The 13,916-nt window shown below is 71.5% G+C and carries 9 protein-coding genes; 8 read left to right on the top strand and 1 reads right to left on the bottom strand.

Features of this window, described 5'->3' with window-relative positions; genetic code table 11:
• Nucleotides 1–82 precede the first annotated feature (82 nt).
• The 7 genes from IEZ21_RS00975 (at nucleotide 83) to obgE (ending at nucleotide 9,760) form a co-directional block, all read left to right on the top strand.
• Nucleotides 83–616 (top strand): GNAT family N-acetyltransferase, encoded by a 534-nt coding sequence (locus IEZ21_RS00975; protein ID WP_189319987.1) that lies wholly within the window; start codon nucleotides 83–85, stop codon nucleotides 614–616.
• 15 nt (nucleotides 617–631) lie between these two features.
• On the top strand, nucleotides 632–2,050 hold the full coding sequence (locus tag IEZ21_RS00970) for a hypothetical protein (RefSeq protein ID WP_189319986.1): 1,419 nt from the start codon (nucleotides 632–634) through the stop codon (nucleotides 2,048–2,050).
• A 167-nt stretch (nucleotides 2,051–2,217) separates the two neighbouring features.
• Nucleotides 2,218–3,006, top strand: a complete 789-nt coding sequence (locus IEZ21_RS00965) for a TIGR03936 family radical SAM-associated protein (RefSeq protein ID WP_189319985.1) — start codon at nucleotides 2,218–2,220, stop codon at nucleotides 3,004–3,006.
• Between the two features lie 260 nt (nucleotides 3,007–3,266).
• Entirely contained in the window at nucleotides 3,267–7,328 is a 4,062-nt protein-coding gene (locus IEZ21_RS00960; RefSeq protein WP_189319984.1) for an Rne/Rng family ribonuclease, read from the top strand.
• Between the two features lie 299 nt (nucleotides 7,329–7,627).
• A complete protein-coding gene (gene rplU, locus IEZ21_RS00955; RefSeq protein WP_189319983.1) occupies nucleotides 7,628–7,948 on the top strand; it encodes a 50S ribosomal protein L21 in 321 nt (106 codons plus the stop codon).
• A 14-nt stretch (nucleotides 7,949–7,962) separates the two neighbouring features.
• A complete protein-coding gene (rpmA, locus tag IEZ21_RS00950) occupies nucleotides 7,963–8,217 on the top strand; it encodes a 50S ribosomal protein L27 (RefSeq protein ID WP_033328070.1) in 255 nt (84 codons plus the stop codon).
• Between the two features lie 106 nt (nucleotides 8,218–8,323).
• A complete protein-coding gene (gene obgE / locus IEZ21_RS00945; RefSeq protein ID WP_189319982.1) occupies nucleotides 8,324–9,760 on the top strand; it encodes a GTPase ObgE in 1,437 nt (478 codons plus the stop codon).
• A 479-nt stretch (nucleotides 9,761–10,239) separates the two neighbouring features.
• On the opposite strand, the gene IEZ21_RS00940 is transcribed toward obgE, so the two are convergent.
• On the bottom strand, nucleotides 10,240–12,315 hold the full coding sequence (locus IEZ21_RS00940) for a CDP-glycerol glycerophosphotransferase family protein (protein WP_189319981.1): 2,076 nt from the start codon (nucleotides 12,313–12,315) through the stop codon (nucleotides 10,240–10,242).
• A 357-nt stretch (nucleotides 12,316–12,672) separates the two neighbouring features.
• On the opposite strand from IEZ21_RS00940, the gene proB reads away from it, so the two are divergent.
• Nucleotides 12,673–13,779, top strand: coding sequence for a glutamate 5-kinase (gene proB, locus IEZ21_RS00935; protein WP_189319980.1), 1,107 nt, complete (start codon nucleotides 12,673–12,675; stop codon nucleotides 13,777–13,779).
• The last annotated feature ends 137 nt before the right edge of the window (nucleotides 13,780–13,916 follow it).

Raw genomic sequence — 13,916 nt, 5'->3', positions numbered from 1 at the left:
GGCGAAGCAGGACGAGGCGAGGGCCCGGCCGTCGGCGGAAAAGCCGTGGTCGGGCCCTCGTGCGTCGCGGCACAATGAGGCGATGCCGCAGCTCATCAGCCCTGATCTCCGTTTCCGTACGTCGTTCCTGGCGGCGGTTCAGGAGAACCTCGCCGAGGGCGAGTACTTCGGTGACACCCTCAAGCGGGAGCTCGCCGTGTACGGCGACAGCTGGCACGCGCCGGACGGGTTCGCGCGCTACGTCGCCGCGATCCGCGAGGAGGAGCTGGAGGACGGGCGGCGGCCCGACGGGTTCGTGCCCGGCAGCTGGTACTGGTACGTGGACGGCGAGACCTATCTCGGCCGGATCCAGGTACGCCACCGTCTGACGCCCCACCTTCGCGACTACGGCGGCCACATCGGCTACGGCGTACGGCCCACCGCGCGTCGGAAGGGTTACGCCACCGCCATGCTGCGCGACGTTCTGCCGTATGCGCGTGCCCTTGGGCTCGACCGGGTGCTCGTCACCTGTGACACCACCAACGTCGGCTCCCGGAAGGTCATCGAGGCCAATGGTGGAGAGTTCGAGGACGAGCGGAGCGGAAAGCTGAGGTTCTGGATCCATACGGGGCGCTGACGCGTCTCCGTCGGCATGGACCTGGAGAAGTCGCCGCCCGCGGAGCCTGAGGCGCGGCCGTACGAGACGAAGCGGCAGCAGGACGCGGCGCCCGAGGGGTGTCTCGCGGTCGCGATTCGCATACCCGTGCGGATCGTGGTGTTCGTGCTGGTCGTGCCGGTGCGGATGGTGTGGGACGCGCTGGTGGTGGGCGGGCGTTTCCTCAGGGACACGGTGTTCCGGCCGCTGGGGCGGGCGGTCATGTGGGTGCTCGCGCCTGTCGGGCGGTCGGTTGTGTGGCTGGTCGAGGGAGTTGTGCTCGTCCTCGGGTGGCTGGCCAAGCTGGTGTTCGTATGGCCTTGGGTGGGGCTGTGGCGGTACGTGGTCGTGCCCGTCGGGCGGGGGCTGGGGTGGCTCGGGCATGTGCTGGTGGTCGTGCCAGGTGTGTGGTTGTACGCGCGGGTGCTGACGCCTCTCGGGCACGGGATCGTGGCGGCGCTGCGGGGGATCGGGGCCGGGTGTGCCTGGTTGTGGCGGGTGCTGGTGGTCGTTCCGGCGGGCTGGCTGTACGCGTGGGTGCTGGCGCCGAGCGGGCGGGGGATCGCCTGGGTGGCGCGGGGGATCGCGGCCGGGGTGGCGTGGCTGGCGCTGACGCTGTGGGCGGGGATCGCCTGGGTCGGCCTGGGGGTGTGGGCCGGGGTGACATGGGTGTGCCGCGGGGTGTGGGCCGGGGTGACATGGGTGTGCCGCGGGGTGTGGGCGGGCGTGACATGGGTGTGCCGCGGGGTGTGGGCGGGCGTGACGTGGGTCTGTCGCGGGGGCTGGGCCGGGGTCGTGTGGGTCGCTCGTGGTGTGTGGGCCGTTGTGGCGTGGATCGGTGGGGGTCTCTGGGCCGGTGTGACCTGGGTCGGGCGTGGGGTCTGGGTGGGGGTCACCTGGGTCGCGGGGGTGGTCGGGACCTTGCTGCGGTGGGTCTTCGTCGTGCCCGCCGTCGCTCTGTGGCGCTGGGTGTTCGTGCCGGTCGGGCGGGCGATCGCCGTCGTCGCGCGCGAGATCGGCACGGCGATCGGGCACGCGTGGCGGGTCGCCGGGTATGTGTCGCTCGCCGTCGGGCGGTTCCTCGGGCGGCTCTTCCGGTGGATCTTCGTGGAGCCGGTGCGGTGGGTGTACAAGAGCGTGCTCACGCCCGTCGGACACCTCGTACGGGACGCGATCTGGCGGCCCGCCGCCGAGGCCGCGCGCAGTGTGGGACGCGCTGCCCGGCAGGCCCTGACCAGCGCTCGCGAGAGTGCGCGGCAGACCCGGGCCGACATCCGGCGGATGCTCTTCGGGACGCCGCCGGAACCCGAGCCGGTGTCCTTGGCCAAGGGACTCCGGGAACCCACGGTGCCCGCTGCGCGTACTCTGGGTGGTAGGTCCGGACACGACGACCTGTCCCCGCCGACACGGGGATGATCCGGACCGGGGGGACGCCGAAAGGCGTCATCCGCCACCGTTCCCGCCCACGCGGGACGACGAGGTCCACCGCACGTCCACGGGGTGGTGCAGTACGTACCGCCTCACAGCGAGGAGAAGAACCACTGGGCAAGCGACAGCCCGAAGGCCCGCCGCCCGCACCCGCGGTGCAGCGCATCCGACTGCGCTACACCAAGCGCGGCCGCCTCCGGTTCACCAGCCACCGTGACTTCCAGCGCGCCTTCGAGCGTGCGCTGCGCCGCGCCGAGGTGCCGATGGCGTACTCGGCGGGGTTCACTCCGCACCCGAAGGTGTCGTACGCCAATGCCGCACCCACCGGCACGGGCAGCGAGGCCGAGTACCTGGAGATCGCGCTCACCGAAGCGCGCGATCCCGAGAAGCTGCGTGCGCTCCTCGACGAGTCGATGCCCGCCGGGCTCGACATCGTCGACGCGGTCGAGGCCCGTACGTCGGGTCTCGCCGACCGGCTCACGGCCTCCGTCTGGGAGCTGCGTCTCGTCGGCGTGGCGCCTGCGGACGCCGAGCGCGCGGTCGACGCCTTCATGGAGGCCGAGACCGTCGAGGTCCAGCGCAAGATGAAGAACGGCATGCGCACCTTCGACGCCCGCGCCGCGGTCGCGAGCCTGGAGGCGCACAGTGCCCGTCCCGAGACGGACAGTTCACAGCCCGATAGGCCGACCGACCAGCCCTGTGCGATACTGCGGCTGGTTGTTCGGCACGTGACGCCTGCCGTACGACCCGACGACGTCCTGTCCGGTCTCCGAGCTGTGGCCGACCTGGCGCCGCCGGTCCCCGCAGCGGTGACCAGGCTGGCGCAGGGGCTTTTCGATGAAGAGACCGGCACGGTGACCGACCCGCTCGCGCCCGACCGCGAGGCAGTGGCAGCCGCCCCACTCATGGCCGCAGCCACCGCCGCCGCGAAAGCGCCGGCGTAAGGAAGGTCCCGCGTAAGGACGGACGTCGTAGCGCCGCCCTCGTACTCGGGAGCCACCTGGGTCGGGCAGCGCACCGACCACAAGACTTTCGCCAGGCCGTACGCAACACGGCGTACGGAACCGGCGAGACAGAACACAGAGAGCTCCCGTGCGGCGCCCGCGCCCCGGACGGCGGCACCGCGCATCGCGCGAGCCGCGGACGTCACCGGTACAGCCGGACCAGGTGCGGCGCCCGGGAGCCTGACGGGAGATCCACCCGCATGCTCGAGCCGAACGAACCCGCTGAGGGTTCCGAGAACAACACCCCCAGCGACACCTTGCCGCCACGTCGGCGCCGCCGCGCCGCGTCCCGTCCCGCGGGGCCGCCCGCGGCGACGTCCGAGTCCGCGACCGTGGCCGAGACCACGGCACCGGCCGTATCGCCGGTGAGCTCCGCCGATCTCGCGGCGGAGGAGCCGGAGGAGATCGCGGCGGCCTCTGAGACGGTCGTTGCGCAGGAGACGGCGGTGGCGCCAGAGGCGGTCGCCGCCGACGAGCCGGCTGCCGCTGCTGCCGCTGTCGTTCCGGCTGCGGAGGAGTCCGCGCCGGCCGAGACCACTGCGCCCGTCGAGGCCGCTGCCGCCGCTCCGGCCGTGGAGGAGCCCGCCGGGCGTACGCGTCGTCGTGCGACGCGTCGTGTCTCCGCGCCGGCCGGTGCGCCCGAGGCCGCCGAGGCGACGGAGGTCGTGGTGACCGCGTCCGCTGCCGCGTCGGGTGACGACATCGCGGCGCCCAGGGCGAGCGCTGCTGCAACCGAGGAGCCCGCGGCCGAGACCGCCGCCTCTGCGGCTGCCGAAGCGGAACCTGCCGTCGGTGAGGCCGCGCCTGCCGGGCGTACGCGTCGGCGCGCCACGCGTCGTGTCTCCGCGCCCGAGACCGACGCAGCGGCCGGTAGCGGGGCCCCCGCGCCCGCCGCCGAGACCGTGCAGACCACCACCGAGCCCGCCGCCGTAGTCGAGCCGGAGCAGACCACCGAGACCGAGGACACCGCCCCGCGCCGTACGCGCCGTCGTGCCACACGTCGCGCCGTCGCGCCCGCCGGTGCGCCCGAGGCCGCCGAGGCGGAGCCCACCGCCGAGGCCGCTGTCCGTGACGAGCGCAGGGAGGCCCCTGTGGCCGCTGCCGAGACCGACCAGACCGACGCCGCCGAGCCGGAGGCCCCAGCGGAGGACGCCGCCCCGCGTCGTACGCGCCGTCGTGCGACCCGTAAGACCGCCGCCGCGGGCTTCGCCGAGCCCGCAGCACCCAGGGCCGCCGAGAAGCCGCAGGCCGAGGAGGAAGAGACCGCGCAGCGGCCCGCGCGGCCCGCTGTCGCCGTCTTCCAGGCGCCCGTGTTCACCGAGCCGATGTTCCAGACGCCGGAGCGCGCGGCAGCCGCCGCCGCTGCCGAGGCCGAGGAAGAGGAAGAGGACGTCACCGAGACGGCGGCCCCGGAACCGGTCGAGCCCGTCGAGTCCGTCGAGGAGGAGACCGGTCCGCGTCGGCGCCGTCGCCGCCGGGCCGCGGCTGAGGAGCCCGCCGAGACCCCTGAGGCCGAGGAGTCCGCCGAGGAAGAGGGCGACGAGACCGAGGAGACCGGCTCGCGTCGTCGGCGCCGTCGCGGTGGCCGCAGGCGTCGTCGGGGCGAGAACGCCGAGACCGACGGCGAGGCCTCGGAGAACGAGGAGACCGCCGCCGGGCAGGACGCCCAGGACGCCGAGGACATCGACGAGCAGGCCGACGAAGACGCTCAGGAGCAGCGCGAGGAGTCCGGCGGCTCCGCCAGCAGCCGTCGCCGTCGGCGCCGTCGGCGTCGTGCCGGTGACGCGCCCGTCGAGGTCGAGCCGGGCGACGGCGACCCGGAGCGTACGGTCGTCAAGGTCCGCGAGCCCCGCAAGAAGGACGAGCCCGGTACCGGCGTGGACGAGGTGCAGTCCATCAAGGGCTCGACCCGTCTGGAGGCCAAGAAGCAGCGCCGCCGCGAAGGTCGCGAGCAGGGCCGCCGCCGGGTGCCGATCATCACCGAGGCCGAGTTCCTGGCGCGCCGCGAGGCCGTCGAGCGCGTGATGGTGGTCCGGCAGAACGGCGACCGTACGCAGATCGGTGTACTCGAGGACAACGTGCTCGTGGAGCACTACGTCAACAAGGAGCAGTCGACCTCGTACGTCGGCAACGTCTACCTCGGCAAGGTCCAGAACGTACTGCCGTCGATGGAGGCCGCCTTCATCGACATCGGCAAGGGACGCAACGCCGTCCTGTACGCCGGTGAGGTCAACTTCGAGGCGCTGGGCATGGCCAACGGCCCGCGGCGTATCGAGACCGCCCTCAAGTCCGGCCAGTCGGTCCTCGTGCAGGTCACGAAGGACCCGATCGGGCACAAGGGCGCGCGTCTGACCAGCCAGGTCTCACTGCCGGGCCGCTACCTCGTGTACGTCCCCGAAGGCTCCATGACGGGGATCAGCCGCAAGCTTCCGGACACCGAGCGGGCCCGTCTGAAGACCATCCTCAAGAAGATCGTCCCCGAGGACGCGGGCGTCATCGTGCGCACCGCCGCCGAGGGCGCGAGCGAGGACGAACTGCGTCGTGACGTCGAGCGGCTGCAGGCGCAGTGGGAGGACATCCAGAAGAAGGCGAAGAGCGGCAACGCTCCGAGCCTGCTGTACGGCGAGCCGGACATGACCGTCCGTGTCGTCCGCGACATCTTCAACGAGGACTTCACCAAGGTCATCGTCAGCGGCGACGAGGCGTGGGAGACCATCCACGGATACGTCGCCCATGTGGCCCCCGACCTGGCCGACCGGCTGTCCCGCTGGACGTCCGAGGTCGATGTCTTCGCCTCGTACCGCATCGACGAGCAGCTCGCGAAGGCGCTGGACCGCAAGGTCTGGCTGCCGAGCGGTGGCTCGCTGGTGATCGACAAGACCGAAGCGATGATCGTGGTCGACGTCAACACCGGCAAGTTCACCGGTCAGGGCGGCAACCTCGAAGAGACCGTGACCAGGAACAACCTGGAGGCGGCCGAGGAGATCGTGCGCCAGCTGCGGCTGCGCGACCTCGGCGGTATCGTCGTCATCGACTTCATCGACATGGTCCTGGAGTCCAACCGGGACCTGGTGCTGCGGCGCCTCCTGGAGTGCCTGGGACGCGACCGTACGAAGCACCAGGTCGCCGAGGTGACCTCGCTGGGCCTCGTCCAGATGACGCGCAAGCGCGTGGGCCAGGGTCTGCTCGAGTCGTTCTCCGAGACCTGCGTCCACTGCAACGGCCGTGGCGTCATCGTGCACATGGAGCAGCCGACCGCCGTCGGTGGCGGCGGCAAGCGCAAGAAGCGTGCGCGGGCCGGTGCCGAGACGGTGCCCGAGCAGGTCCCCGCCGCGATCGCCGAGGCCGTGGAGACCGCCGAGGAGGAGGCCGAGACCGAGGCGGAGGTCGCCGCCGAGGTCGCCGCGCCCGTCGCGCTGGCCGAGCCCGCCTTCGTACCGGACGAGGATCTGTACAGCAGCGCTGCCGAGGCGGAGGCCGCGGCCACCCGGGGCGGCCGTTCGCGGCGGAGGGCCAGCCGGCGTGCGTCGGCGCCGGCGGGTGCGCCGCGCTCCGAGTCCCGTAGGCCCGAGCGCAGGGCCGAGGCCGAGGTTCCGACGGCACAGACCGTGACCGCCGAGGACGAGGCCGAGCGTCCCGTACAGCCGGAGCCGGCCGCCGTCGCTCAGGCGGAGCCCATGGCCGCCGAGGACCCGGTGGTCGAGGCCCCGGCCGCCGAGGAGGCCGCGCCCAAGGGGCGTACGCGTCGTCGGGCGACCCGCAAGGTCTCCGCGCCGGCCGGTTCGCCGAAGGCGGCGGAGGAGGCCGTGGTGACGGTCACCGAGCCGGTCGCGGCACCCGTAGCCGAGCCGCAGCCCGAGCCGGTCGCCGAGCAGCAGCCGGAGCCGGTCGCCGAGAGCGCGGCCCCGGCGCGCCCGCGCCGCCGCGCGGTCCGGATGGCCACCGCGCCCACCGCCCCGGAGGAGACGGCCGTCGTGGTCGTCCCGTCGGCCCCGGCGGAGGAACCGGCCGAGGCCCCGGCCCCGGAAGCCGAGTACACCGAGGACGCCGTCGCGGCTCCGGCCAAGAAGGCGGCCCGTAAGACGGCCAAGAAGGTGACCGCGAAGAAGGCCGCCGTGAAGAAGACGGTGGCCAAGAAGGCGACCGCCAAGAAGGCCACGGCCAAGAAGGCGACTGTGAAGAAGGCCGCGACGAAGAAGACGGCTGCGGCGGAGCAGACGCCGTCGTCGTCCACCGTCACGGCCGCCACCGACGAGGACTGAACCGCCTCGACCGACACCTCGACGCCCTCTGACCGGCAGACAACTCGCCGGTCAGAGGGCTTCGGTGTACCCGAAGCCGGTCAGCCGACAACGCTCCGTGCGGACGGCCCGGCCCCGCCCCGGGACCCGGTTTGACCCCACTGGTCAGGGCCCCGTAACCTTGACCCTCGGTGTGTCCACAGATGCGCCGCATTCCCGTAAACCTCTTCCTCCCGGTGGCTTGCGCCCCGGGAGAGGCCGTCTGCTTCTGTCGGCGGCTGGACTGCGGGGATTCCGAATCGAGCGAGAGAGAGATCCGCGTGTACGCCATCGTGCGCAGCGGTGGTCGCCAGCACAAGGTTGCTGTCGGCGACATCGTTGAGGTTGACAAGATTTCCACTGGCCAGGTCGGCGACACGGTCGAGCTCTCGACTCTGCTCGTTGTCGACGGTGACGCCGTCACCAGCGACCCGTGGGTGCTCGCCGGCATCAAGGTCCAGGCCGAGATCGTGGACCACCACAAGGGCGCGAAGATCGACATCCTTCGCTACAAGAACAAGACCGGCTACCGCCGTCGTCAGGGCCACCGCCAGCAGTACACGGCGATCAAGGTCACTGAGATCCCCGCGGCTGCGAAGTAAGGGACTGAGGAGAGATGGCACACAAGAAGGGCGCATCGTCCACCCGGAACGGTCGCGACTCCAACGCTCAGCGGCTCGGCGTGAAGCGCTTCGGCGGTCAGGTCGTCAACGCCGGTGAGATCCTGGTCCGCCAGCGCGGCACCCACTTCCACCCCGGCAGCGGCGTCGGCCGCGGCAAGGACGACACGCTGTTCGCCCTTGACGCCGGTGCGGTCGAGTTCGGTACGCGCCGTGGCCGCAAGGTCGTGAACATCGTTCCGGTCGCCTGACCGGATCTTTCGCGAGGCGGACCTCACTTCCCGTACGGGAAGCGGGTCCGCCTTTCGCGTGTTTCACCTGAGCAGAGATTTCCGTACGTAACTGGAGGCACATCCCATGACCACCTTCGTGGACCGCGTCGAGCTGCACGTCGCCGCGGGTAGCGGAGGCCACGGCTGTGCCTCCGTCCATCGCGAGAAGTTCAAGCCGCTGGGCGGCCCGGACGGCGGCAACGGCGGCCGTGGCGGTGACGTGATCCTGGTCGTCGACCAGTCCGTCACGACGCTCCTCGACTACCACCACTCCCCGCACCGCAAGGCCACCAACGGCAAGCCCGGTGAGGGCGGCAACCGTTCCGGCAAGGACGGCCAGGACCTGATCCTGCCGGTGCCGAACGGCACGGTCGTACTGGACAAGGCGGGCAACGTACTCGCGGACCTGGTCGGGCACGGCACGGCCTACGTGGCCGCACAGGGCGGTCGCGGCGGTCTCGGAAACGCGGCGCTGGCCTCGGCCCGGCGCAAGGCGCCCGGGTTCGCGCTGCTGGGTGTGCCCGGTGACATGCAGGACATCGTCCTGGAGCTGAAGACGGTCGCGGACGTGGCGCTCGTCGGCTACCCGAGTGCGGGCAAGTCGTCCCTGATCGCGGCCATGTCCGCCGCGCGGCCGAAGATCGCGGACTACCCGTTCACGACGCTCGTCCCCAACCTGGGGGTGGTGACGGCGGGCGAGACGGTCTACACGATCGCGGACGTGCCCGGCCTGATTCCCGGGGCGAGCCAGGGCAAGGGGCTGGGCCTCGAGTTCCTGCGCCATGTCGAGCGGTGCTCGGTCCTGGTCCACGTACTCGACACCGCCACACTCGAATCGGACCGAGACCCGGTCTCCGACCTCGACCTGATCGAGGCGGAGCTGAAGCAGTACGGCGGCCTCGGCGACCGCCCGCGCATCGTCCTCCTCAACAAGATCGACGTACCCGATGGCAAGGATCTGGCGGAGATGGTCCGCCCGGATCTTCAGGCGCGGGGCTACCGGGTCTTCGAGGCGTCGGCGGTCGCGCACATCGGTCTCAAGGAGCTGTCGTACGCCCTTGCCGACCTGGTGGCGAAGGCCCGCGCGGCCAAGCCGCAGGAGGAGGCGACGCGGATCGTCATCCGTCCGAAGGCGGTGGACGACGCGGGCTTCACGGTCGTACGCGAGGAGGACGGGCTGTTCCGCGTACGCGGCGAGAAGCCCGAACGCTGGGTCCGCCAGACCGACTTCAGCAACGACGAGGCCGTCGGCTACCTCGCCGATCGCCTCAACCGTCTCGGCGTCGAGGACGAGCTGATGAAGGCGGGTGCCCGCACGGGCGACGGCGTCGCCATCGGCCCCGAGGAGAACGCCGTCGTCTTCGACTGGGAGCCCACGGTCATGGCCGGCGCGGAGATGCTCGGCCGCCGAGGCGAGGACCATCGCTTCGAGGCTCCCCGCCCTGCCGTTACGCGTCGCCGCGAGAAGCAGGCGGAGCGGGACGAGGCGGAGCGGGAGTACGACGACTTCGAACCGTTCTAGGGTGCGGGTCGGTGGGCGGGGGTTTCTTTCCCCAGCCCCGCCCCTTCCCGGCTGTATCAATTTGCGGCTCCGCCGCGTGAGGGGGCTGCCGCCCCCAGGCTCCCCGCCAGGGGGTGGGGGGCGACACTGCGTGTCGCGGCTGCGGGTGGTTCGTGGCTGGTCGCGCAGTTCCCCGCGCCCCTAAAAGCAAAAGCCTGCGGCTTCCCGCGCCCAAAAACCCCGCCCCGAACGAGCCCGCACCCCCGACTGCCCGCACCTTGCCCTCCGGCGGGAGGGGGCGTGGGCCGGTGCGTCGTATGCCCGTCGCTTAGCTCCGGTCTCGGAGGACCAGGGCCTTGTACCAGGCCAGAGCCGTATGCCCGCCCTGCGACGGGCTGACGCACCGGCCCACGACCCCGCACCCACCACCCACCCAAGGGGCGCGGGGAACTGCGCGACCAGCCACCCACACACCCGCACCCAACAACGAACCCCACCGCCTAGCCGACGGCAGTCTCCTCCGCCTCGTTCGGGTCCTGGGCCGTCTCCTCGGCCGCCTCCTCGCGTGGCGAGGGGACCTCCGAGGACAGGCGCGACTCCATGCGCAGGCGGCGCTCGTCAGCCGCCGTGCACAGCGCGGAGATCGCGGCGTTGAAGCGGGCCAGCGACGGCGGGTCCGAGGGTCCCAGCAGGTGCTCCTTCAGCTCGGCGCGAGCCACTGTGAAGCGGTCCTTCTCCGGGTGGCGTACCGACTCCAAAAGCTCCGGGACGCCGTCCGCCGAGGGCGTGAGGATGACGCTCGCGGACACCGTGGGGAAGCCGGTCCGGAAGGCCTCCTCCGGCATCCCGGACGTGTTGGCGACCGCGTACGGCTTCTCGCTCGAGAGCCAGTCGGAGACGACCGACGACACATCGCTGATCAGCAGGTCCGCCTGGTTGAAGCAGGCGAAGATCGCGGGACGCGCGTCCGTGATGATCTGGTGCTCCCACTCCGGGAATGACGCCCAGTACGCCTTGTCCCAGGCCAGCGCGGCCTCGGCGATCGCCGCCTCACGGTCACCCCGCGGCGTCCCCTGGAGCAGCATGCGCTCCATCTCGTCCGCACCAGGCCGGAAGGCCGTCTTCGTCAGCTGGTCCAACTCGGCGGCGCGGCGCACCAGTTCGGCCGCGGCCTCCGCGTCCGGCCGGGCACCCGACCGCTTGGCGTTGGCCTCGCGGATCATCGCCTTGATGCGCTCGTTCGCCGCCCCCGCACGCGGATCGACGGAACCCGTCATCGGGTGCGGCTTGTAGAGGAGCCGTACCCCCTCGTCCGCGAGCAGCTGCCGCACGATGTTCTCGCCGGCCAGCACCACGGAGGTGTTGCCGGGGTTCCCGTCCCAGCCCTCCCAGGTGGGCGCGTACAGCACGGTCGTGTACGGACCGGTCGGCGGACCCGCGTACGGCCGGATCGGCGCGAGCTGCGGGCGGCCCACCTCCACGATGTCCTTGTCCTCGACGCCGACCTCCGCCAGCGCGTAGCGCTCGCGGGCCGCGGGTCCCGCCACCCACACCTCGTCGTACGCCTTCGCATACGGGTTGACGGAGGACAGCTTGTCGCTCTCGCCGTGATTGATGAAGGCGTGCTTGATAGTGGGGATGCGCAGCACCTGCGAGGTCTTCGCGGCGTTGGCCGGGTGCAGCATCATCTTCAGCGTCGAGTTCTCCAGCGAGAACATCGTCGTGACCTTCGGGAAGCAGATGATCGGTACGTCCGTCGCGTCGATCTTCTGCACCATGAACCGCTCACGCAGCACGATCAGCGGCCTCGCGTCGATCGAGGAGAGCGTGGAGAGCCACATGTTCGCCTGGTACGCGGAGGTCGTACCGCCCGAGAAGTACATGCCGACCGTCGGCCGGTAGTCGGCCAGCCACTTGTCCACCCACTGCATGACCTTCTGCTCGTTCTTGGCGCGCTTCTTGGGGAGCAGCCAGGTGGCGAGGTACGCCGTGCCGCCGCCGACCAGCGCGAGGGCGACGCCGACACCGATACCGCCCCAGTACCCGTCCGCGGTGGCCGCCGTGAGCAACAGGCCGACCGTCGTCGGGATGGAGAACGTCAGCAGCCGGTGGCTCTGACGGCGGGCCAGGATGCGCGGCGGCGCGGCGGTCAGGTGCAGCGCGGACGCGTCGATGTTGCGGGTGACGATCGGCAGCGTACGGGTGCGGCGGACCAGGACCGCGGCGGCCTGGCAGGCGAAGTGCAGGGCGTAGAAGGCGCATACGGCGACCAGCAGCGGCGCGTGCTCGCTCGACGGGTCGATGCCGTCGATCCGCAGAAGCCCCACCATGACCAGCATGTCGCGCAGCAACTGACGGACCGTGACATCGAAGCGGACCTTGCCCAGCAGCGTGAGCAGCCCGGGATTGCGGTACTGCAGATATACGTCGAGGGCGAGGCCCCCCGCGCTCGCGGCGATGAGCACCGGGACGTTCGGCAGCAGCGCGGAGACGATCTGGGCCGTGAAGAGCACGAACATCGACAGCAGCGCGGCAAGCTGCGTGGTGCGGCGGGGGTTGAGGCCTGCGGAAGGCACGGGCTGAGCTCCTGCGAAGGGATACGGCGGATGAGGGGAAGTAACGGGTTCGGTCGGCCGAACACTACGAGGCCGATCCCTGACCGTATGACCTGGGCGGCCCGCCAAGCAATCTTCCGAAGGAGCTATCGCTGGATATCGGATGAAACCACGGTGAACTCGTGGGGCGCATGTCACGCGTACGCACCGCGCCCGGCACGCGCCCGCCGGATGCCCGCCGCACGTCCGCCCCTCGAAACGCGGCGGCGCCCCCTGCCCGTAATCCCGTAGATTGCACGGACGGGGCTGGTCAGAACATTGGGGAAGAGCGTGTCGGCGGCAGGGCAGGCGAGGGCGGGGCAAGCGGTGAGGAACGGCGTGGCGGAGGCCCGCAGGGTCGTCGTCAAGGTGGGTTCCTCCTCCCTGACCACCGCGTCGGGGGGCCTCGACGCGGACCGCGTGGACGCCCTGGTCGACGTACTCGCGAAATGCCGCAGTGGGGGAGAGAAGGAGATCATCCTCGTCTCGTCCGGTGCGATCGCCGCCGGTCTCGCTCCGCTGGGGCTGCGCCGCCGCCCAAAGGACCTGGCCCGCCAGCAGGCCGCCGCCAGCGTCGGACAGGGCCTGCTCGTCGCCCGCTACAACGCCTCCTTCGCGCGCTACGGCGTCCGCGTCGGCCAAGTCCTGCTCACCAGCGACGACATGAGCCGCCGCGCCCACCACCGCAACGCCCAGCGCACCCTCGACAAGCTCCTGGCCATGGGCGCCCTGCCCGTCGTCAACGAGAACGACACGGTCGCCACCGACGAGATCCGCTTCGGCGACAACGACCGGCTCGCCGCCCTGGTGGCCCATCTCGTACGCGCCGACCTGCTGGTCCTCCTCTCCGACGTGGACGGCGTCTACGACGGCGACCCCACCAGGCCCGGTACGTCGCGGATCGCGGAGGTGCACGCTCCGGCGGACCTCGCGCACGTCGAGATCGGCAGCGCGGGCCGGGCCGGCGTCGGCACAGGCGGCATGGTCACCAAGATCGAGGCGGCCCGGATCGCGGCGGCGGCCGGCATCCCGGTCGTCCTCACCTCCGCCGTGCACGCCTCCGACGCCCTCGCAGGACGGGACACCGGTACGCACTTCCACGCCACAGGCCGCCGCTCCGCCGACCGGCTGCTGTGGCTCCAGCACGCGTCCACCCCGCAGGGCGCGCTCACGCTCGACGACGGGGCGGTGCGCGCGGTCGTCGAGCGCCGTAAGTCGCTGCTGCCCGCGGGTATCGCGGCGGTCGAGGGCGAGTTCACCGCCGGCGACCCCGTCGAGCTGCGCGACGGCACGGGCCGGGCGGTGGCGCGCGGGCTCGTCAACTTCGACGCCAAGGAGATCCCGCAGCTGCTCGGCCGCTCCACCCGCGAGCTGGCCCGCGAGCTTGGTCCCGCGTACGAACGCGAGGTCGTACACAGGGACGATCTGGTGCTGCTGCACGCGTAAACGGCTGAAAGGGACAGCCTCCGCAGGGCCACGTTCGGCAAAACCGCCCCACGAAGCCGCCCCGCCTGCTCAACTTTGATTCAAGGAGCCCCCGGGATCCAGTGATGCAGCAACCCATGGCGAACCCATTGCGTAAA

It is taken from the genome of Streptomyces flaveus, assembly GCF_014647675.1.
Lineage (GTDB): Bacteria > Actinomycetota > Actinomycetes > Streptomycetales > Streptomycetaceae > Streptomyces > Streptomyces flaveus.
The sequence above is the reverse complement of the archived record's forward strand: the minus strand, read 5'-3'. Positions and strand labels throughout refer to the sequence as shown.